The sequence below is a fragment of the Noviherbaspirillum soli genome (assembly GCF_015352955.1).
Taxonomy (GTDB): domain Bacteria; phylum Pseudomonadota; class Gammaproteobacteria; order Burkholderiales; family Burkholderiaceae_D; genus Noviherbaspirillum_A; species Noviherbaspirillum_A soli.
The window spans coordinates 158550-179582 of record NZ_JACYOX010000003.1 but is presented as its reverse complement, the minus strand read 5'-3'; the positions used below and the strand labels follow the sequence as shown (position 1 = coordinate 179582).

Below are 21033 nucleotides of genomic sequence, written 5' to 3'. Positions count from 1 at the left end.
GCGCTCGCCGTGCGCCAGTCATGCATGGGGCACGTTGCTGGATTTTGCACTGCGCGAGTGCATTTCCTTTCCTGCTGCCCGGCGCCCGGGCTGGCATCCCAATTGCTTAACAGGCCATGCAGGGAGAACGGGCGCCTGGAGGCAGGCGCCTTGTTCAGACTGAGGCACACTAGGGTTCCGGCCAACGGCAGCAATGCCGCGGGCGACTGGTCCGAGAGTGGGCCGGCTTCGTTCCGACGAAGCTCCACGGAGGGATAAAAGCCCGGGAGAACTTGAGCATGACGTTCTCCCACGCCCATTACCCCAGACCAGGAGCTTCCATGAACGCAGCCGACCGTACCGCCCGCCACGCCTTCCCCGCCAAACGCCTGTTCCTGCGCAGCCTGGCTGCCGGCGCCGCCGCACTGGCCATGGGCATGTCCGCCCATGCCGCAACGCCCGTCCTCAATATCGGCACCGTGGTCTGGATAGGCTATGGCCCCTTCTACGTCGCCGAGTCGCTCGACCTCTTCAAGAAATACGGCATCAAGGTCAAGCTGCAGCCCTTCGCCGACCCGGCGCTGATCCCGCCGGCGCTCGCCAGCGGCTCCCTGCAGGGCGCGATGCTGACCTACGACCAGGTGATCGGCCAGGTGGCCAAGGGCCAGATGCAGAAGGTTGTCATGCCGATCGACTATTCCAACGGCGGCGACGCCATCGTGGCCGATGCCTCCATCAGCAAGATCGCCGACTTCAAGGGCAAGAAGATCGGCTACAACCCGCTGTCGCCATCGGACTTCCTGCTGTCGTATGCGATGAAGACGGCCGGCCTCGGCGAGAAGGACATCACCCCGGTCAACATGACGCCGGAAGCGGTGCCGGCCGCCATGGCCTCGGGCCAGATGCCGATCGGCGTGACCTACGAGCCCAGCCTGTCGCAGGTGCTGGGACAGGGCGGCGGCAAGAAGTTCAAGGTGGTGTTCTCGTCCAAGGATGCCCCCGGCCTGATCGCCGACGTGCTGGTGTTCGACGACAAGGCCATCAAGTCCAGCCCGAAGGAAATTTCCGCGGTGATCCAGGGTTATCTCGACGGCATGGCCTACATGAAGTCCAAGCCGGAGGAAAGCGCGAAGATCATCGGCAAGTTCATGGGCGTGTCGGCCAAGGAAGCCAAGGAGCAGATGGCGGGCGTCTACAACATTCCGCTGGCGGAAATGCCGGCCGCGTTCGAGAAGTCGGCTTCCACCAAGTCTTATTACGCCAGCGGCGAGATCATCGCCGGCCTGCTGAAGGCCAAGGGCCAGATCGGCGCGGTGCCGCCGGCTGAATCCACCTTCGACGGCCAGTTCGTGCGCGCGCTGCAGAAGAAGTAAGCGCATTCCGTCATGCTCCTACCGAACGCAACCATGCTGTCACGCATCTTCCGCCATGAGGACGGCGTCGCGCCCAACGTGGCGGCGCTGGCCTTCGTGCTGCTCGGCTTTCCGCTCGGCGTCTGGCTGCTGACCCGGCCCGGCTGGCTGGCCGCGGCCGGCATGCCGCTGGTCACGCTGGCGCTGATCTGGTCGGCCTACTTCATCCACGAGTTCGCCCACTACGCAATCTTCAGGACGCCGCGCGCCAACGAGCGCTGGGGCACGCTGATGAGCTGGGTCAACGGCAGCTGCTATGCCAGCTTCGCAGACATGCGCAGGAAGCACATGCGCCACCATGTGGAGCGGGCCGACGTGATCACCTTCGACGTGCACGGTTTCCTGCGCGGCCTGCCGGCCTGGCTGCGCGCCCTGGTGCTGGCGCTGGAATGGGCCTATGTGCCGGCGGTGGAATTCATCATGCGCGGCTTCGTGATGGCGCTGCCGTTCACCTCCAGGGGGGACGGCAGGTCGCGCCTGCGCATCGTCGCGATCTTCGCGCTGCGCGCGGCCGCCTTCGCCGCACTGGCATGGGTGTCGATGAAGGCGCTGCTGCTGTATGCGCTGTGCTACCTCGTGTTCGTCACGGTGCTGCGCTTTGCCGACTGCTTCCAGCATACCTACGATGCCTATCCCATCCTGGACGACACGCCGGTGCCGGCCGACAAGGTGCGCGACCGCGCCTATGAGCAGGCCAACACCTACAGCGACATCGTCGGCATCGACAGCCGCTGGCTCAACCTGGTCTGGCTCAATTTCGGCTTCCATAACGCCCACCATGAACGGCCCACCATGCCCTGGCACCAGCTGCCGGCGGAACATCGCAAGCTGTATGGCGAGCACCATGCGCAAGTGGTCACCGTGGGCGAGCTGCTCAGGAGCTTCCACCGGCACCGGGTGACTCGCGTGCTGTCGCCGGACTATGGCAGCGTGCGTTCGCCGGGCATGCCGGGCCGGGCCGACGGCTTCGTCGGCGCGGTCGGCGTGTCCTTCCTGACGGCGGTGTGATGGGCGTCGCGCCCTGTTCCGCCCTGCCGGCGCCGGCGCCGGTCCGGCTGGCGCTGGCATCGCTGTTGGCCAGCGGCCTGGTCTGGGGACTGTCATGGTGGCCGCTCAAGCATTTCGCGGCGGCCGGCCTGACCGGCAACCTGATCGGCATCACCGCCTATGCGCTGGTCGGGCTGGCCGCGTTGCCGGTGCTGTGGCGCGAACGCGCGGCCTGGCGCGGCGAGGGCCGGCTGCTGGTGCTGATCGGCCTGTTCTTCGGCGCCGCCAACATTGCCTTCACCAATGCGCTGATGATGGGCGAGGTGGTGCGCGCCATGCTGCTGTTCTACCTGCTGCCGGCCTGGGGCGCGCTCGGCGGCGCGCTGTTCCTGCGCGAGCGCCTGTCGCCGCGCCGGATCGCGGCGGTGCTGCTGTCCTTGGCCGGCGTGTTCGTGATCCTGGGCGGCGGCGCATCGTTTGGCGATTTCTCGGCAGCCGACGCGGCGGCGCTGGCGGCCGGCCTGTGCTACACCGCGGCCGGCATTGCCAACCGCCGCGCCACCCGCATCCCGGTGGCCAGCCGCACCATGGTCAGCTTCGTCGGCTGCGCGCTGGTGGCCGGCGCCGGCCAGCTGCTGCTGCCGGCGCCGCTGCCCGCGCCGGGCGCCTCGACCTGGCTGCTGCTGGTGCTGTTCGCCTTCGTCTGGCTGCTCGGCGGCACCCTGCTCACCACCTATGGCGTGACCCACCTGCAGACCAGCCGCGCCTCGGTGCTGCAGGTGGTCGAGCTGCTGGTGGCGGTGGCCTCGGCCATGCTGGTCGGCGGCGAAATGCTGGCATGGAAGGAATGGACAGGCGGCGCCATGGTGCTGGCCGCCACGCTGCTGGAAGCCGGCGGCGACGATGATGAAGGAGCATCCGATGCATGATCCCCTGCGCACTGCCCTGTTGGTCATCGACATGCAGCGCGACTTCTGCGACCCCGCCGGCTATGCCGCGCAGGCTGGCCTGGACGTGGCGCGGCTGGCTTCGGTGGCCGCCAATATCGCCCGGCTGATCGCCGCCGCCCGTGATGCGGGCGCGCCGGTGATCTATACCCGCGAAGGCCACCTGCCCGACCTGTCCGACTGCACGCCGGCCAAGCTGCTGCGCAGCCGGGCAGCCGGCGCCGAGATTGGAAGCGCCGGGCCGCTGGGCCGGCTGCTGGTGCGCGGCGAGCCTGGCCACGGCATCATCGACGCCCTGCGTCCCGCGCCCGGCGAAATCGTGATCGACAAGCCCCGCTACGGCGCTTTTTACCGCACCGGTCTGCAAACCGTGCTGGAAAGAATGGGCGTGGCGCGTCTGCTGCTGTGCGGCGTCACCACCGAGGTCTGCGTGCATTCGACGCTGCGCGAGGCGGTGGACCGGGGCTACGACTGCGTCACCATCGCCGATGCCTGCGCCGCCAGCGATCCGGCGCTGCAGCAGCCGGCGCTGGCGATGATCGCGGTGGAAGGCGGCATCCTCGGCACGGTCGCCAACAGCGCGCACTGCATGGCGATGCTGGCGGCGCGGGAGGCTGCATGAGCCGCGCCAACCGCATCTGGCCGCTGCTGACCGCGACCCATCGCTATGACAAGTCGATCTCCACCCACGGCCGCGGCATGGGCCAGATGATCGAGGCGCCTATCCTGGCCTACCTGGTCGAAACGCCGAACGGCCGCATCCTGTACGACGTCGGCTGCGACTACCGCAAGATCCATGACCCGGCGCTGCGGGCGCGCTATTACGATCCGGCCACCTTCGCGTTCGGCGCGCCCGAGATGGCGCCCGAACAGCGCCTGCCGCGGCATCTGGCGCGCATGGGGCTGGCGCCGGCCGACGTCGACCTGATCTTCATCGGCCACCTGCATTTCGACCATGCCGGCGGCCTGGGCGAGCTGCGCGCCTGCGGCTGCGGCGCCGAGGTGCATGTGCAGCAGGCCGAACTCGATGCCGCCTGCAGCGGCGAGGACAGCGTGTATTTCGCCGACGACTTCCGCAGCCACGGCCCGTTCTGCGTGCAGGACGGCGAATACCAGGTGGCCGGCGGCGTGCGCGCGGTCGCCACGCCCGGCCATACCGCCGGCCACATGTCGATGTGGATCGAGCTGCCGAAAGGCCCGCCGGTGATCCTGGCCGGCGACGCCGCCGACCTCGCCGAGAACATCGAGGACGAGGTCGCGCCCGGCGGCTGCTGGCGCGGCGCCTATGCCCAGGCCGAGGACAGCATCCGCAAGTTGAAGGCGCTGGCGCGGGAACAGGGCGGCGTGATCTGGCCCAATCACGACATGGCGTTCTACCGCGGCCTGCGCCGCTTTCCGGCGTGCCACGAATGAGGCCGGCGATGGCGCCGGTGCCGGCGCGCTACCGCGGCTTGTGGCGCCGCACGCTGCTGCAGGCCGGCAGCCTGCGCGACACCGCCAGCACGGTCTACTGGCTGCAGACGGAGAATTGGCATGCCGACATCCGCATTCCCGCAGGCCGGCCCTGCTTCGAAGGCGTCTCCTCGCTTGCGCAGTGCAGTCCGGCGCAACGGCGCTTCCTGGCCACGCAGCAGGGATTTCACGGGCTGACCGAAGTCGACACCACCACCGGCACGGACATCTGCCGCTGGCACAGGCTGGCGGACTTCCAGCCGCCGGCATTGTCGCCCGATGCCGGCGTGCTGCGCCTGGACGGCGACCTGCTGGTGGAAACCGGCCTGCATGAGGATTACCTGGAACACTGGGAACGGCTGTCAGGTAGCAATCAGGACACCAGGGTGCTGGCGCAGAGCGGCTCCGGCGGCGCCCTCCTGCTGCGCGCCGGCGACTGGGCCATGCGCGTCTTCCCGCGTCGCGCTGCCTGGCCCGGCGGCCTGGAGGCGGGCACGTCCCTGGAAGCCATCACGGCGGCCGGCGATGCGCAGGCAATCGCGCTGCTCGACTTCGAGATATCACTGGCAAAAATAACCGATATGGACTGGACAGTACACCACTCCACCTTGCCCTGGCTAGAAGGGAGGGTTATGCTGCCAGTAACCGCATAAGCCAGAACCGGCAACCTAGTCATATACGTTTCCATGATAATTGGTAACACACATGGGAATTGGAAATAGTGGTAGGCAAGACCTATATTCTTCCCATCGACAACGCAAGTTAAGGAAGAACAACATGACCGCTATCACTCATTCCCACGCTGGATTCAACGCCCCTGCCGCTACCCGTACCGTCAAGGCAGCCAAGGCTGGCGCCGGCTTCTCCGTCAAGGAGTTCTTCGCGATGCTGCAGCAGAGCTTTGCGATGACCCGCGCCATTCCGGACGTCGGCCGCATCAGCGCCAAGGATGTCGCCAAGGTCCGCGCCATGCTGGTGGACGCAAAGTAATCAGGCAGCAAAGCAGGCAGCGCGGTGTCGCCTGCCTGCAGCCCGTCATGCCGGGCAGTCGTTGAGATACCGTTGACGTATCGTTGAAGTACCGTTGGAAATACTGTTGCAGGAAGCGGAATAGTCATACTGCGGCAGCAGACAGCAGACAGCAGGTGGGTCGCTGATGCCTGATGATTTGACCGTCCCCATGAACGCGACGGCGGCGAACATTCGCCGCCGTCGCGTTTTGCCTTCATCCGGCTGCGCAGCGCCCCGGGCGTGGCGCGGTTCTGCGCCACCAGCTCGGTGCCGAAGTCGCCGAAGCAAACGTAGCCTGGGTTGAGCGCAGCGAAACCCGGGCATTTAAGCAAACGATCAGAAATACCCTCGGCAGAACCGCGTCCGACACGGCCAACACCGCCTTCGGGCTAGCGAAAACCTATTCGCCGTTAGTTTGCTGAACCAGGCTGATGTACTGCGCTTCGGCGCTGGCATGGCCGTCGAGGAAGCGCTTCCCGGTCATGGCCGTGGCCTGGGCGAGTACAAGGCGCTGTTCGTAGAAACCGTCGCCCAGCCGCTTTTGTGTGCGCTCGGGCTGGATGCCGAGGCGCTGCAGCAGGTAGTCGCTGGAGATAAAGCGCTTGTAGCTGGTGAAGCAGAGTGGACGGGTTTTAGTTGTTAATCAGATTACCGCCGTGCATAGTGTGTTCCACACATGGCATGCAAACAGGCATAACCCGGGTTTCGTTGAACTCAACCCAGGCTGCGCTTGCTCAATCAGGGGTCTTCTCTCAGAATAATGTCTCGCTCGCGTTCAAAGATCGGATACGTGGCTGGATCGTGATCGCAAAACGCTTCAAGAAAGCCAGAAGTTTGCCACGCCTCTGGCCCTATGCCGCAGGCATTCTTATTTTCCCACTCGCGCCAGTTAGAAGGCACTTTCTCGCTAATTACTTCAAAGCACTCAGCATTTTGATATCCCATCTGTGGCCATTCCCCTTGGGGATGCCGGCTAATAATGCGGAAGCTACGCCTTCCATCTGGCGCGACGTATATCCCCATCACATGATAGACCTGGCCGAGTTTTAACCAAGATGAAGATTTAACCTCTTTACCATCGGCATTTAACAGTCGAATGCATTTTACTTTCATGGCTTTTTCTGAACTCCGGACATATTATTAAAGACAGCTTTGTAATCTAGGCCATAGAACACTTCGCCAGTGGTTGGATTCTTGTAGAAATGGACCTGGAAATCGCCCGCTGAACTTTGGAATGTACCCGTTGTGTATTTTCCGAAACCAGTTGGAATATTCGGGTTCATTAGTTCACCGGGGGCAATAATTTGATCCGCTCCTTTAATGACATCCTGCGTCAACTTCCCCGCTGCTGTAAACGGCGATTTTGCCGACTGCATCGTCAACTGCTCGGCCAGTTTTGGATATAGCGCAACGCTATATGCCTCACCTACTCCCTTTGCCTCCGGCGTTGCTTTGACTGTGGCTACAGTTCGCTGTGTTGTCTCTACTTCTAGATTGCCAACGCCGCTCCCAGCTCGCCTAACTGCCCCATTCACTGGTTGCACTGTAGGCGCCGCCCCGTTGACGCCAATTAGCGTTGCAGTAGTCAGTACATCAACACCAGCGTTCTGCCCATCATTGAACCACGGCTTTGGGTCATACTTCAGCCTGTCCAACTGTGCCCGGCCGTACTCGTCCTGAATCACAGTCGGACCATTGCGCATCGCCGCAGTGACATAGGCTATCGCTGAAGGGCTGGCACTAATTTGTTCGTAGTATCTGCCATCTGGCCCGACAATCACCTTTTCCACACCTGCTGAGGTCGCGGCAGCCTCAGTATCAAAGCTACGCCGACTCCCGTCAGCAATCCTGTCATTAGCATTGATGACCCGAGCCGCATCCTGTAATTCCTGTTCTGAAAAAAGACTTTGTTTCTTGGCGAGTTGACTTATGAAAGGCTTGACCGCTGGATGCAACTGCCTGTTATACCGCTCCCCATCCAGCGCCGCCGCTGCACCCGCCTGCGCCGCCCCACCACCGCCAACCACCGCCCCCACCGCGCCACCCGTCACCACCGCTGCCCACTGCTGGATCGCGTTCCTCTGACCCGGCGTCAGCTCCGGGTGCCGCTCCAGGTAGTCGCTCACCTGCGTCAGCACATACTCGCCCGCCGCTGCACCCGCTGCCCCGGCCAGCGCATTGCCGCCGGCGGCACTCGCCTGCAATGCCCCCACCGCCGCATGCAACGCCATCTTCTCCGGGCTGCCATCGGCCAGCCCCAGCTTCTGGCTCACCGTGCCTACCGCCTGATTGCCTACCTCGCCCACCAGTCGCGACAACTCCTGCTGTTGCTGCACCTTCTTCTGGTCGAAGATCTTCTCGATCGCGCCATTGGCATTGGCCGTGTTGCGGTTCAGCGTCGCTACCGTCGTGGCCGCATCCTGGCCCGTCCTGGCTTGCTGGCCGGCGTCATCGGTGATCACGACTGCGCCCGGGCTGATTGCGCTTCTCGTCACGCCTGCTGCACTGTCCCCGCTCGGCATGCCAACGCTCGGGGTGGCGACGATGGAGTTCTTCTCGCCTGTCGAGATGCTGATACCCGAACTGCTGGCGCTGTACTCGGCTCGGTTCTGCAGGTCGCTCGTCGTCAGCGTGCCGGTCACCAGGCGGTTCTTGGCCGCTTCTGCCGCGCTCGCGATCACCGCGCCCGTCAGGTTCGTGTTGCCCTGGACCTGCACGTCATACCCCGCCTTGCCGGCATACAGCCCGCTCTGCTCGCGCACCGACAGGTAGTCGCTGTCGATGTCGGCACGCTGGTAGCTCACCGAGCCCTGCACCGGCGCGCCCACGCAGGCTGGCGGCACGCATACGCTGATGCCTGCGCCGGCGCTTTGCTGCTCGATCCGGACAGTCTCCTTGTCCTGCGTGCTGGTGATGTCGAGGTTGCGGCCGACCTGTACTTCGACCCGGTTGCCGCTGGCCTGGGCACCGTGCAGCGTGGTGTCGCGACCGCTCTCGATGCGGAGCGTGTCGGCCGCGCGGATCTGGCTGGCGTCGTAGCGGCTGCTGTCCTGGTCGGCCTTGCCGCGGCTGGCCGATGCCTGCGCTTCCAGTGTCACGCCGCTTTGCTTGCCGCCTACCGCAAAGCCCACGCCAACGCCCACGCTGCTGCTGCTGGACTGGCCGCGGTTGCTGGCGGTGCTCTCGGCGGCGCTGAGTTCGACGTCGTGCGCGGCGGCAATGGTGATGTTGTTGCCGCTGATCCTGGCTCCAGCCGCTTTCAGATCCCCATCCACCGCGTAGCCCGCCGCATCCCTGTCGCCATTGCCGGAGGCGCTGATGTACACGTCCTTGCCCGCGGCGATGCTGCTGCCGCTTTGCACCGTTTCATGGCTCACGCTTTGCGCATGGCTCTTGCTGCTGCCTACCGTGGCGCTGAGCTTGAAGGCCATTGGCTTGCTGGCCGGCGGGGCTTCCGTATTGCCGTTGGCCGCGTTGGCCGCATCCAGTGCCTTGGCCTGCTCGGCATTGGCCAGATAGTTGTCGACCATCAGCCCGGCCTTGATACCCTGCAACGCGGCGATGCGCGGGTCGGCGCTTTGCACGTCGCGGTCGGCGGCACGCGCTACTGACTGCGCCACCGCGGCGGCGGGGCCGCTGACGGTGATGCTCAGGCCGCTCTGTTTGACGTCGTGGGTCTCGCGGCTGTCATGGCGGTCGGTGCCGGGGTTGAGCGTCACATTGCGACCGACCAGGATCGTGTTCTGGCCCGATACCAGGTCGCTGCCGGCAATCGTCACATTGCCCTGCGCTTGCACCACTACATCACCCGTGCTGCTGCCCACCAGGCTGCGTCGCCGGTTCTCGGTCAGGCCATCGCCCTGATACTCGTCACGCTCGCTGCGGCTGCCGATGGTGATGCCAATGCCGCTGCCGCCGGCGAACATGCCTGACTTCTTCTCTTCGTGCAGATGGTAGTCCTGACGGCTTTCGCGTGCGGCTTCGACGACGACATTGCCGCCGGCCGACAGGCTGACCGTGCCGCTGCCGGCAATGGCGCTGCCGCGAACGGTCAGGTCGCCACCGCTGGTGACGCTGACTGCGCTGCCGCTCACCGTGCTGCCGGTGGCGGTTTGCGCCTTGCGGCTGTCGATCTCGTGGCTGCGCGTGGTGGAGAAGGTGCTGCTGCTGGTCTGGCGCGACTCGGTGCGGTAGCTGAAATTGCTTCGGGCTGCGTCGAGCTCGGTGCGTCCGGTTGCACCCAGGCTCACCTTGCCATCCAGTGCCGGATTCTGGCCGGCCATGATGCTGCTGCCCCGCAGCGTCAGGTCGCTGCCCGCCTTGCCGGCGCTGGGGTTGAAGCGCAGGCTGCCATCAGCCCCCTGCTCCACCCCGGCATGCACCGACACCTGGCCGCCAGCAGCCAGCTTGCTGCCAATGACAGTGTCGGTCGCCAGGTCGGTGCTGCTGCGGTAGTTTGATGCGCGCGCTGACATCTGCAGCGTATTGCTGCCAGTACTGTTGACGATATTGACCGGGCCTTGCGCGGCGATGGCCAGGTCGGCGCCGGCGCTGAGCTGGCTGCCTTCAATGTTGAACGGGCCGGCACTGAAGGCACGCAAGCTGCCGCCGGCCGTCACGCTGCTGCCGACGCTGGTGCGGGTACTCGACTGGTAAGTGCTCTCGCGCCGCATGGATCCGAATATGCTGGGCAGGCCGTTCATGCCTGGCAGGCCGTAGGCTGACGACAGGTCGTACTCGCTACCGGTTTCCACGCCGCTTAACGTCAGCTTGCGGCCGGCTTTCATCGTCAGGTCGCCCGCCGCGCTGACCTGGGCGCCCTGCATGGTCAGGTCGCCACCGGTAGACATCGACAGGTCGCCGGTCGAGGCAATGCGGCTCACGGCTGTCACGCTGGTGGTGCTGCTAAACGCTGTCACGCTGGTGCTGCTGTTCTGCTTGCCTGTCAGGCTGCGCTCGGTGCCTGTGAGCGAGCGGGCAAGCAGGTTGTTGCCGGCCTGCAGGCTGACATTGCCGCCCAGGATGGCGCCGGCGCTGTTGTCGATGTCGCCCGTGGCCCGGATCACCAGCGCCTTGCTGGCCTGCAGCGTGCTACCGCGGTTGTCGACCTCGCTGGCCTGAATGCCCAGCGCATCGCCGGCCACCAGTGCGCCGGTCGGCGTGAGCTGCGCATGGCGCGCCAGGTAGACCTGCGGCGCAAGCACGGTCTGCCGGCTGCCGTCGGGCAGCGTCACGCTCTGCTCGACCAGCCAGACGATGTTGCTGGTGAGCTGCGCCATCTGCTCGTCGGTCAGGGCGATGCCGGGGGTGAGAGCGAAGCGCTCGGCGAAGGCGGCGCCGTTGGTCATCAGGTCGATGTACTGCGCTTCGGCGCTGGCATGGCCGTCGAGGAAGCGCTTGCCGGTCATGGCCGTGGCCTGGGAGAGTACCAGGCGCTGTTCGTGGAAGCCGTCGCCCAGCCGCTTTTGCGTGCGCTCGGGCTGGATGCCCAGGCGCTGCAGCAGGTAGTCGCTGGAAATAAAGGTCTTGTAGCTGGTGAAGCGCGGGTCGGTTTCGACCAGGTAGCGCCCTTGCGGTTGCGGTTCGATGCGGTACAGGCCGCTGGTGGGCAGCGTCTGGCTGAGCGCGCCGGCACGGGCGCCGTCGACCATGCGTGCCACGCCTGGCAGCGGCGCGGCTAGCGTGCCGGCCGCGGCCGCGACGGCTTGCATGATGCCCGGCATGCCCTGGATGGCCGGCTTCAGCTGCCGGTCGGCGGCGCTGCCGGTATAGACCGCGATATCCTCGCCCAGGCCGATGGCAAGCGGGCTGGCGCCACCAGGGCCGTTGACCCTGGTCACGGTTTGATTGACCAGCTTGCCGGCATTGATCACCACGGTTTGATTGGAGGTGATGGTGCCGCCCACGGTGCCGATGGGCTGGGTGATCGAGGGTTTGCTCCAGGACACCCAATCAACCGGTGGCGACGGCTCGGACAGGGCGCTGCCGAAGCCGGACTGGTTCTCGAAGGTGTAGGTGCGCTCCAGCCGTGTGCCGGTGTTGCGGATCAGCGCCTGGCTGCTGCTGTCGGACACGGCCAGGCCGTTGATGAGCAGGTTACCGCCAGCGGCAATCTGGCCATTGTCGTTATTGAGCAGCGTGCCGATCTGCAGTTGCATCGCGCCGCCGGAGGTGATGCTGGCCGCCTGGCCGCTGTCGGCTGCCAGGCGGCTTTCCATGACGGTCTGATGCGCCTTGCGCTGGACTTCCACCGGGTAGACGCCGGGCGCTCCGCCACCGGCGCGGGTGATGCGCTGGTTGGCCAATAGCTGCGTGGTGGGATCTGTATAGTCCGGCAGCGTTTCCAGGCGGACGCAGCTGGTGCTGCAATTGCCATAGTTGCCTGAGTAGCTGACCGATGCAAGTGTGTTACGGATCAGATAGTTGTTCTTGTCGGCCCACGGGTTGATGTCGGCAACCTGGTCGGGATTGGCCTCATTGTCACGCCGGTTGATGTAATAAATGGTCCGGGTGCCGCTTCCCACCGCAATGCGCGACTGGCTGCCATATTGCACATCCGACTGACCGTCCTCCAAGGGGTAGTTCAGGCCGCCCACCATCCACTGGAATGCCGAGTCGTTCGGGCTCAGCTTTACGGTCGCCTTGTGGATCACATGCCCGTCCGGCGTGAGCATGGCTTCATCGGACAGGATGGCTTTGGGATCGAGGTAGTAGGCGTCGAAGCGGTTGGTGTTGGAATTGCGTTCAGGCGTGCCCCTGCCGGGGGCGCGCGGCGTCCACCAGGGAAGCGGGTTGAGCGTAAAGGTCGCATCGGCCACCGTCACGTTCTCGGTGCGAACGTTTTCGCGGACGTTGTTGACGAGCTCGGCAGCCAGGTTGAGTTGGCCACCCGCTTCCACTGTCGACGACAGATTGTTGACCATGCCGATGCGATGCAGCAGCAGGCCGGCGCCATCCCTTGCCTCGTCGGCAGCCATATTGATGTCGCCCAGGCTGAACAAGGTGCCGCCGCGGCGGTTGGAGAGCGTGCTCCTGATCCAGAGATCGAGGTTGGACACAGCCGCGATCACCGCAGCCTGGCCATCGTTGTCGAGCCTGTCAGCCCTGAGGCTGACAAGGTCGCCGAGCACCATGCCGCGGTTATAAAAGCTGCTGCTGCGGCTGTCCACCCGATTGCCTTCGATACGGCCTGCATTGTCCACATCACCCGCAATGTTGAGCCGGGTCAGGCCGGTGGCCGGGTCGTCCGGGCTGCCCGATGCGATCACCGCGTTATTGAGATTGACCAGCCTTGCCGCGTCAAGCACGATGCTGTCCGCCGCACCCAGCGTGCCGGCATTGGTCAGCGTACCGGTGGTGGACAGGCGCAACTCACGGTTGGCGCTGATCAGGTTGCCGGCTTCGTTGGTGTAATCGCCTTGCAGACGCACATCGGCATCGCGGCCGCCCACCAGGCTGCCCTTGCCTATCAGGCGGTCTGCCACCACCAGCAAGTCGCGGTCGCTGCCTATCCGTCCGCCCCCATTGACCAGCTGGCCGGTATGGATGGCGACATGGCCAGCGCTGCCATTGGGGTTGGCGATGACGCCACTGCTGTTGTCCAGGCTGGCAGTGGTGAGATCGATGTCCGCCGCGCTGATTTCGCCGCCGTTATTGCGCAGGCTGGCGCCCGGCTGCCGCATCTGCAGCTTGCGGCCCGCAATCAGCTTGCCGCCATTGTCCGTCAGGCCAGTCACGGCAAGTGTCATGTCGCCACCCGCCACCAGGCTTGCCTGCGCCTGGTTCTGCAGCGTGCCGGCTGACACGAGCAGGTCGCCATTGCCGCCCATCAGGCCGGCATCCCGTGCGCCCTCGGGATTGGCATTGACGATGCTGCCGGCAGTCACCGAGGCAAGGCCCTGACCGGCATTGATTATCAAGCCGCCGCTATTGATCAGCTGGGCGCCACTGGCCTCCAGGGTGCTGCCCTGGCCCAACGCGCGCAACTTGCCGTTTGCATTGTCAAGCACCGTGGTGGCGCGCGCCGCAAGCTTGCTCCATGACTGCATCACGCCGCCACTGTTGCTGATCTGTGCGCTGGAAGCAATGGTGGCATCGCCCTGCGCGCTGACCATGCCGGCGCGATTGTCGATGCCGGCAGCATCAAGTTTCAGCTGGCCAAGACCGACGATGCTGCCCCCCTGGTTGCTGGCCGTGCCCCTGGCTTCCACGGTCAACGCCTCAGTGCCGCGATTGACGATCAGGCCGCCGTCGTTGCCTAGCTCACGTGCACGGACGCTGAGACTGCTGGCGCTCTCGATGGTGCCGCCGGCATTGTCCAGCTTGCCGGCGGCTGTGGTCAGCATGACCTGGTCACCGCTGACGATGCCGCCCTGGCTGCCCAGCAGGCCGTTGTCGATGCCGTCAGTGCTGCTGATATCGAGTTTTCCGACTGCGCTGATCCTGCCTGCGCGGTTCGATGTCGTGGCCGCCCGGAGCACGAGCTCGCCATTGGTGCGCAGCGCGCCGGCCTCGTTGCTCATTGCTGCCGTGCCCAGGGTCAGCAAGCCGCTGCCGGTATGGATGACGGCGCCGCCGTCGTTGCGGAATTGCTGGTCCGGGGTAAGCCGCAGGTCATGGGCTGCTGCGGCAATGTCGCCGTTACGGTTGTCCAGTTCGGCGTGGACATCGATCACGGCACGGCCAGCCGCATCGCTCTGCAGGATCAGGCCGCCATTGTTCTGCAGGGTGCCGGCATCCAGGTCAAGCGACGCCGCGCTGATCTGCCCGTCCCGGTTGTCGATCCGCCCGGCGCTGACCTGAATCCGTGCCGGGCTGGCAGCGTCACCGGCTTGCAGGCTGCCACCGGCATTGGCAAGCAAGGCGCCGGCCTCGACGGTGAGGTCGCCGCCGGAAACGAGAATGCCTTGGTTGTTGCGCAACGAGGTGGCCTCTACGCTCAGGCTGCGGGCGGCGCTGATGGTGCCGGCATTGCTGGCCTCGGTGGCATGGATGTCTGCCTGGCCATTGGTGGCTGCCGTGCCGCCGGCATTGACGAAGTCGCCGGTGTCTATCTTGAGCAGGCCGGTACCGGCATGGCGGATTGCGCCGGCATCGTTGTGCAACGCGCCGGCCGACAGCGTGAGCTTGTCGGCATTGGCCTCGATCAGGCCCTCGCTGTTGTCCAGCAGCCCCGACCGGGCATCGATGATGGCCGTGCTTGAACCCAACTGGCTGATCGATCCCTTGCGATTGTGGATGCTGGCGCCTGCCAGATGAAGCTGGTTGCCGCTGACGATGCCGCCGGCATTCCGCCAGCAGGCCCCGGCCTCGGCATGCAGCAGGCCGCCGGCCAGCAGGCGTCCGTCACTGTTGTCGAGCGTGTTGGCAATCATGGCTTGCAGATCGCCCGTGGCATGCATGACGCCGCTATTACTCAGCATGCCGGCGCGAAGGATGGCATTGCCCTTGCTGCCTATCACGCCGGACGGGCCACCCGCATTGGTCAGCAAGCCGTCTATCGTCAGGTCGAGCTGCTTGCCCAACGCATGCAGCTGGCCGCCGCTATTGTCCAGCTGCGCAGCACGCATGGTCAGATTTGCGCCGGCAGTCAATTTGCCATCCCGGTTGCCGGCTTGGTCGGTGATGGTCAGCGTGGCGTCGAGGACAGATGTGATTGCACCGCCTTTGTTGTCAAGCGAGGATGCGGCCAGGTCCAGCGTACCGTTGCTGCCGATGCTGCCGCCGTCGCGGTTCTCGAGCGCCCCAGCGCGGACCAGCAGCGTGCCTGAGCCGGCATGGCGGATGGCGCCGCCGTTGTTGAACAATGTGGCGCTTGCAATCGACAAGTCCTGTGCATTGCCCACGATCGTGCCTGCACTGTTATCGAGTTGTCCGTCAACATGAACCGTGTTGCCGGCTTCGTTGCCGGTCTGGCTGATGAGGCCGCCCCGGTTGCTCAAGGCTTGCGCGTCGATCTTGATCTGGGCGGCTTCGATGCGCGCGGCGTCGGGCTGTGTAGCGTTATTGAATACCGTGCCCTGCCGGGCCTGGATGGCGAGGCGCGTGCCGGCCAGGGTTTGCGCATCATTGAGCACGACATCGCCGCCCTGCGCCGTCAGCGTGAGCATGCCGCCAGCCTCGCTGCGGGCGCCGGCAAGGTCAAGCCTGGCGGCATCGAATGTGATGTCGCCGGCCGCCTGATTGCGCCCGCCCGCATGGATCTGGCCAGTGGCCTGGACAGACAGGCTGCCTCTGGCCGCCATGCTGCCATCAGCATGGACGCCGCCAGCCAGCATGCCCGAGGCGTAGACACTTGCGGCACGGATGGTCAGGTCGCCGCCGCTGGCAATGGTGCCGCCGTTGATGAGGCTCTCGCCGCTGCCAATGATGGCCTTCTGTGTGCCGTAGAGGGTGCCGCTGTTGTCCAGCACGCCGGCGCTGCTTGCCCTGATTGCGCCGGCAGCAGATAGGGCGCCGGCGAAGCGCAACCTGCCCTGGCTGTCGATGACCAGGTCGCCAGCCCTGGCATTGATCACCCCTTCGGTATTGACGCCGACGCCGGCTTCGGTGCCGATCAGACGGATCTTGTCGCCAAACATGCCGCCCAGCCGCGCCAGATCGATGGCGACCATCGGCCGATTGCCCTGGCCTTCGATGACAGTTGCCTCGAGCCCGGCATAAGCCACCTGGTTGGCGCCGGCAATGACGGAGACCCGCTTGCCCCACAGGCTGCCATTGATGTCAACGCTGCGGGCAATCAGGTCCAGTTGATCGAGCTCTGCCGCGTTCAGGCCGTTGGCGCCGATCCGCACCTGTCCGCGAACGACGCGCAGGCTGTCGAGCTCGCCGGCCGCCCCGATCACCGGCGTGCCAGTGCTGAGCACGGCGCGGCTGGTGTTGATGAAGCCGCAGCCATTGCAGCTGATGCCGTTCGGATTGGCAATCACGACCTCCGCCTTGCTGCCGGCCACTTCCGCATAACCAAGCAGCTGGCTGGGTGCCACGCCTGTGACTTCATTGAGGATCACGCGGGCGCTGCCGCCGGAGAGGTTGGGATTGCCGTCAATGAGCCCGGCCTGGCGCGTTTGCGTGATGGTGGCGGCATTGTTGAGCACCATGCCGCGCGCATCGATATTGAACTCGCTGTACTGGTTATGGGACACGCCGGCGGCGCTGGGCCTGGCAATGCGCACCAGCGGCAGGCCATTGGCGCTGGCTTCGACCAGCGGCCGCCGGCCGGCGGCTGCATTCGGATCGGCCACGATTTGCGCAAGCACCGGAGGAAACGCCAGGTACAGGCTGGCGAGCATCGGGCTGACGCGGTACAGCAGACGCTTGTTGCACGACGAGAACGGATGCCGACAGACGCGGCCGGCCGAAACCACGCCACCGCCGCAAGCCCGGGCCGTTTCGGCCACTGCCATCAGTAAGCCGCGGTGGCGGTTGAATATCACGCGAAAGGCAAGTTTGTTCATCGTTGCTCCTTGTCAGGCAATGCAGGCTTGTTTCGGTGAGACGGGTCAATACTGGACACTGAGGCTGAAGCCGAAGACCAGATGGGTGCCGGCAAATCCCGGCGGCTTCTTCACGGGCCAGCCGGTAAAGAGGTCATAGGAAACCTTGCCCAGATTGCCGCGCAGGCCAAGCGCGGCGCCCGCCAGATGCTTGCCCGCGAGCTGGCGGGTCGCCGGGCCTGAAACCTGCCCCGCATCCAGGCCCAGATAGATGGCATGCGCGCTGTCGGCAAGCGGCAGGCTGATGTCGTTGCGCAGATAGAAGCCGCGCTCCGCGGCCAGCACTGCTTCACCGTCAAAGCCGCGCACCGTGTAACGGCCGCCTATGCTGAACTGCTCGCTCAGGTACAGCGGCGAGCGGCTGGTTTGCAGGCGCAGCGTGGCGTTATGCAGGAAGGAATGGCCCGCCAGCTTGAAGGGGGTGGCCAGCGCGGCATCCAGCGTATGCAGGGTGTAGCGCAGCGTTGGCGCATCGGATGGACGGTCTGGCAGATCGGCCTGGCCGTTGAATCAGCTCACGCCCCAGCGCGTGGCTAGCGTCAGGTCCAGTTGCGACGGGCCAAGATAGTGCCGATGCAGCCAGCCGAGTTCCGCAAAGCTGGCATGGCGTCGCTGCACCGCGATTTCGGCATCGTCGATATAGGCCTGGCTCCAGCGCTTGCCCAGCCTGAGCTGCCAGCTGTTCTTTTGCGTCTGGTCGCGCTGGAACAGATGCTGCACTTTCCATTCGAGGTTGCGGGCATGGCCGCTGGAAAGGAAAGTCTGGTTATAGCCCGCGATGCGCTGGTGGTAGGCATGGCGGCTGGCGGATAGCGAGAAATTCCAGTAACCATACGGCACCGTATAGGCAAACTGGCCGCCGCCCGTGCCACGGGACGGGCCCGCGCGATCGGCGTCGCTCAGCAGGCCGGCACTAAGCATGTCATTCAGACCCAGGGGCCCGTCCAGCGCGAGTTGGACGCCAGCCTGTAGCTTGCCCGTGCTTCGGGTGCCGCCATCGTCCAGGCTGGCGACCAGGCGCCAGGGTTTGCCGCGCTTTACGCGCAAGACCACGTCGCTTTCGCCGACCTGCTCGCCCGGCGTGATGTCGATGTCGACGTCCTGGCTGGGAAGGCGTTTCATCTGTTCCAGGCCCTGCTCGAGGTCGCGCAGGTTCAGCAGGTCGCCCGGTGCGGCGGGAAAGGCCGTACGCCATTGGGCATCCCGGCCAGGCTCGGCAAACCGGATGCTGCGGATGATGCCGGGCAGCAGGGTCAGGGTCAGCGTGCCCGTCGACAAGTCCTGCTCGGGCACCATGATGCGGGTGGTGCTGTAGCCTTGCGCCAGCAGGCGCCGGCCGATGCGGGCAGCCAGCTCGCCGATGGCGGCCGGTCCCAGGCATTGCCCCTTGTATTGCTGCAGGTAGGCTTGCGCCCGCTGAAATGCGCCCTGTGCAAGATGGCGCTGGCCAGCCTCGCGCGCCGTGCCGGACAACTGCTCCGGCAGCGCCAGCACGATGCGCTGGATCGGGAAGCAGCTCGCATCGGTGGGCAAGGGCTGGCTGTCGGGATCGCCGTCACTCGGCGCCGGAAGCAGCCTGACTGCCGGCGCTTGCTGGCGCTGCCGCAGTTCCTGCTCGGCGTCTGCATCACGCCGGCGCAGCGCTTCGGTGTCGATGGTTGCCGGCGTTTGCGCCAATGCATGCGGTGCCGGCACGAGCAAGGCTGCCAGCATCATGTACAGCAGCGCCAGCAGGCTGATACGGCAAACGGGGTGATGACATAACCGGGATGTAGACGTCATGGAGACCATGCCTGGAGCCGGGAGCGGTGCGCACCATGTGCCGTGTCTGAGGCGGCTGCCTGCTTCACTCAGGCTTGAAACGGCACAGACAGCGAGACGCCATGTCGCGCGCTGTTGGCATGCGACATGGCTGTGCGCTCACGGCAAATACTGCGAGAGACCCGCACGGCGATCCACCGGCGGGAGGGTTGAGAGCTGGTTGTTAGCAGGCAGACGGCGGAAGTACCTTGCCGGCTACGCATGCAAGGACGTCAGCACCAGCTTCCGTGTCACGGAAGGGACGGGGTGGGTAACCCGAAGGACCGGTTATATCCCAACCGGGGTGGGTGTTTGAGGAGCAATCGCTCCTGCATGCCGCTGCCGTAGCGACAAGGCACCGGCATGCACCGCGAACTACGGGTTCAACAGCGTTTTACCCGTCAATGCCTATTACGCCATCCCCGCCCTCCTGTAGCGCGCTCACCATTTGCGCCCGCCGCGCCAGCATGGCGGACTGGTTGATATAGCCCTTGTCGGTGATCTCGCCGGCATCCACTGAAGCCGGCTCGCTCATTAGCAGTGCATGGATGGCATGGGTAGAACCGCCGCCCTGCTTGGGCAGGGATCTGATTCAGTTACCCGTAAGCAGTTGTGCTTTGCTTCGTTCGCTCTGGTCAGCTGGTGGCGGGACGTGCACCCGCAAGAGCGCCCAGGCTGGGCGCATAGGAAAAAAAAGGGGGATGGTCCACTGACCATCCCCCTTTGAAACGCGGCGGCAGCGCCCGCGCGCTGCCCGCCGTCCCGATCAGTCGGCGTAGACGCCGGCCTTCTTGATGATCGGCGCCCATTTATCCACTTCCGATTTCAGATGGCTGCGCAGCGCCTCCGGCGTGGCGCGGTTCTGCGCCACCGGCTCGGTGCCGAGGTCGCCGAAGCGCTGCTTGACGGCAGTGTCGGCCAGCGCGTACTGCAATGCGCTGCTGAGCTTGTCGATCACGGGCTTGGGCGTGCCCTTGGGGGCATACAGGCCATGCCAGACCGCTACTTCAAAACCCGGCAGGCCGGCTTCGTTCAGGGTCGGCACGCCCGGCAGCTGCGGCAGGCGGGTCTTGGTTGTCAGGCCATAGGCCTTGACCTTGTCGGACTTGATGTAGGCGCTGGTGTTGGTGGTCTGGTCGCACAGCAGGTCGACCTGGCCGCCGAGCAGATCGTTCATCGCCGGCGCGGTGCCCTTGTACGGCACGGTGGTCAGGTCGGTGTCGATCGCGTTCATGAACAGCATGCCGCACAGGTGCGACGCCGAGCCGACGCCGGCATTGGCCAGCGAGATCTTGTCCTTGTTGGCCTTGATGTAGGCCAGGGCCTCCTTGAAGTCCTTCGCCGGGAAGTCCTTGCGGGCGATCAGGGTCATCGGCACATCGGTCACCAGGCCGATCGGCTCGAAGCTGTCGAACACATTGTAGGGAAGCTTGCGGTACAGGCTGGGCGCGGTCGATTGGCCGATATGGTGCAGGAACAGCGTATAGCCGTCCGGCGCGGCCCGCGCCACCCTGGCGGCGGCAATCGTGCCGCCGGCGCCCGCGGTGTTCTCGATGATGACCTGCTGCTTCAGGCGGGTGCTCATGGACTGGGCGATCATGCGGCCCACGGTGTCGGTCGGACCGCCGGCGGCAAACGGCACCACCATCGTGATCGGCCGGGCCGGATATTCCTGCGCATGCGCGGATACAGCGGCGCCGATCAGGGCCAGGGCCAGCATGGTCAATACAGGTCGTCTCATTCTTCTCTCCAGTGCAGTGGGTTTGCTCGGAACAGCCGGCGGCGGATAAGGCCTTGCCAGCCATTGTTAATTCACGGGCGATACACTAGCTGCAATGTTTCTTGAGTGCAAGTGAATTGGCGCAGCAGGAATTTAGAGTGACATTTTTCGGCAACTGGTTCCCGAAGCTCAGCCATATAACCATGATTTGCTTGACAATGTATATATTC

The 21033-nt window shown here is 65.1% G+C and carries 12 protein-coding genes, 1 pseudogene and 1 riboswitch; of the genes and pseudogenes, 8 read left to right on the top strand and 5 right to left on the bottom strand.

From position 1 onward, the window contains the following. The first annotated feature begins 158 nt into the window (after positions 1 to 158). Positions 159 to 271: riboswitch (guanidine-I (ykkC/yxkD leader) on the top strand. Positions 272 to 320: 49 nt separating this feature from the next. The 8 genes from IGW04_RS04875 (at position 321) to IGW04_RS04840 (ending at position 6431) form a co-directional block, all read left to right on the top strand. Continuing rightward, positions 321 to 1352: an ABC transporter substrate-binding protein gene (locus IGW04_RS04875; RefSeq protein WP_228526858.1), complete on the top strand. Its 1032-nt coding sequence runs from the start codon at positions 321 to 323 to the stop codon at positions 1350 to 1352. 12 nt (positions 1353 to 1364) lie between these two features. Further along, positions 1365 to 2399, top strand: a complete 1035-nt coding sequence (locus IGW04_RS04870) for a fatty acid desaturase family protein (RefSeq protein ID WP_228526857.1) — start codon at positions 1365 to 1367, stop codon at positions 2397 to 2399. Continuing rightward, positions 2399 to 3307, top strand: coding sequence for a DMT family transporter (locus IGW04_RS04865; protein WP_194711909.1), 909 nt, complete (start codon positions 2399 to 2401; stop codon positions 3305 to 3307). Before IGW04_RS04870 ends, IGW04_RS04865 begins: the two co-directional genes overlap by 1 nt. Then, complete coding sequence (locus tag IGW04_RS04860) at positions 3300 to 3947, top strand: cysteine hydrolase family protein (RefSeq protein WP_228526856.1); 648 nt, start codon at positions 3300 to 3302, stop codon at positions 3945 to 3947. Before IGW04_RS04865 ends, IGW04_RS04860 begins: the two co-directional genes overlap by 8 nt. Continuing rightward, positions 3944 to 4738 (top strand): N-acyl homoserine lactonase family protein, encoded by a 795-nt coding sequence (locus IGW04_RS04855; RefSeq protein WP_194711908.1) that lies wholly within the window; start codon positions 3944 to 3946, stop codon positions 4736 to 4738. Before IGW04_RS04860 ends, IGW04_RS04855 begins: the two co-directional genes overlap by 4 nt. Beyond that, on the top strand, positions 4735 to 5430 hold the full coding sequence (locus IGW04_RS04850; RefSeq protein ID WP_194711907.1) for a hypothetical protein: 696 nt from the start codon (positions 4735 to 4737) through the stop codon (positions 5428 to 5430). Before IGW04_RS04855 ends, IGW04_RS04850 begins: the two co-directional genes overlap by 4 nt. A 124-nt stretch (positions 5431 to 5554) precedes the next feature. Beyond that, positions 5555 to 5767, top strand: coding sequence for a hypothetical protein (locus IGW04_RS04845; protein WP_194711906.1), 213 nt, complete (start codon positions 5555 to 5557; stop codon positions 5765 to 5767). 475 nt (positions 5768 to 6242) lie between these two features. Continuing rightward, positions 6243 to 6431, top strand: a complete 189-nt coding sequence (locus tag IGW04_RS04840) for a hypothetical protein (RefSeq protein WP_194711905.1) — start codon at positions 6243 to 6245, stop codon at positions 6429 to 6431. Positions 6432 to 6526: 95 nt separating this feature from the next. Here the strand turns inward: IGW04_RS04840 and IGW04_RS04835 are convergent, their stop codons facing one another. From IGW04_RS04835 to IGW04_RS04815, 5 genes and pseudogenes are all read right to left on the bottom strand, one after another. Continuing rightward, positions 6527 to 6901 (bottom strand): hypothetical protein, encoded by a 375-nt coding sequence (locus tag IGW04_RS04835; RefSeq protein ID WP_194711904.1) that lies wholly within the window; start codon positions 6899 to 6901, stop codon positions 6527 to 6529. Next, positions 6898 to 17244 (bottom strand): two-partner secretion domain-containing protein, encoded by a 10347-nt coding sequence (locus tag IGW04_RS04830; protein WP_194711903.1) that lies wholly within the window; start codon positions 17242 to 17244, stop codon positions 6898 to 6900. The genes IGW04_RS04835 and IGW04_RS04830 overlap by 4 nt, the downstream gene beginning before the upstream one ends. 45 nt (positions 17245 to 17289) lie before the next feature. Then, a pseudogene (locus IGW04_RS04825) lies at positions 17290 to 18996 on the bottom strand (ShlB/FhaC/HecB family hemolysin secretion/activation protein). A 481-nt stretch (positions 18997 to 19477) separates the two neighbouring features. After that, positions 19478 to 19618 (bottom strand): hypothetical protein, encoded by a 141-nt coding sequence (locus IGW04_RS04820; RefSeq protein WP_194711902.1) that lies wholly within the window; start codon positions 19616 to 19618, stop codon positions 19478 to 19480. A 231-nt stretch (positions 19619 to 19849) separates the two neighbouring features. Next, entirely contained in the window at positions 19850 to 20824 is a 975-nt protein-coding gene (locus tag IGW04_RS04815; RefSeq protein ID WP_194711901.1) for a tripartite tricarboxylate transporter substrate binding protein BugD, read from the bottom strand. Positions 20825 to 21033 lie beyond the last annotated feature (209 nt).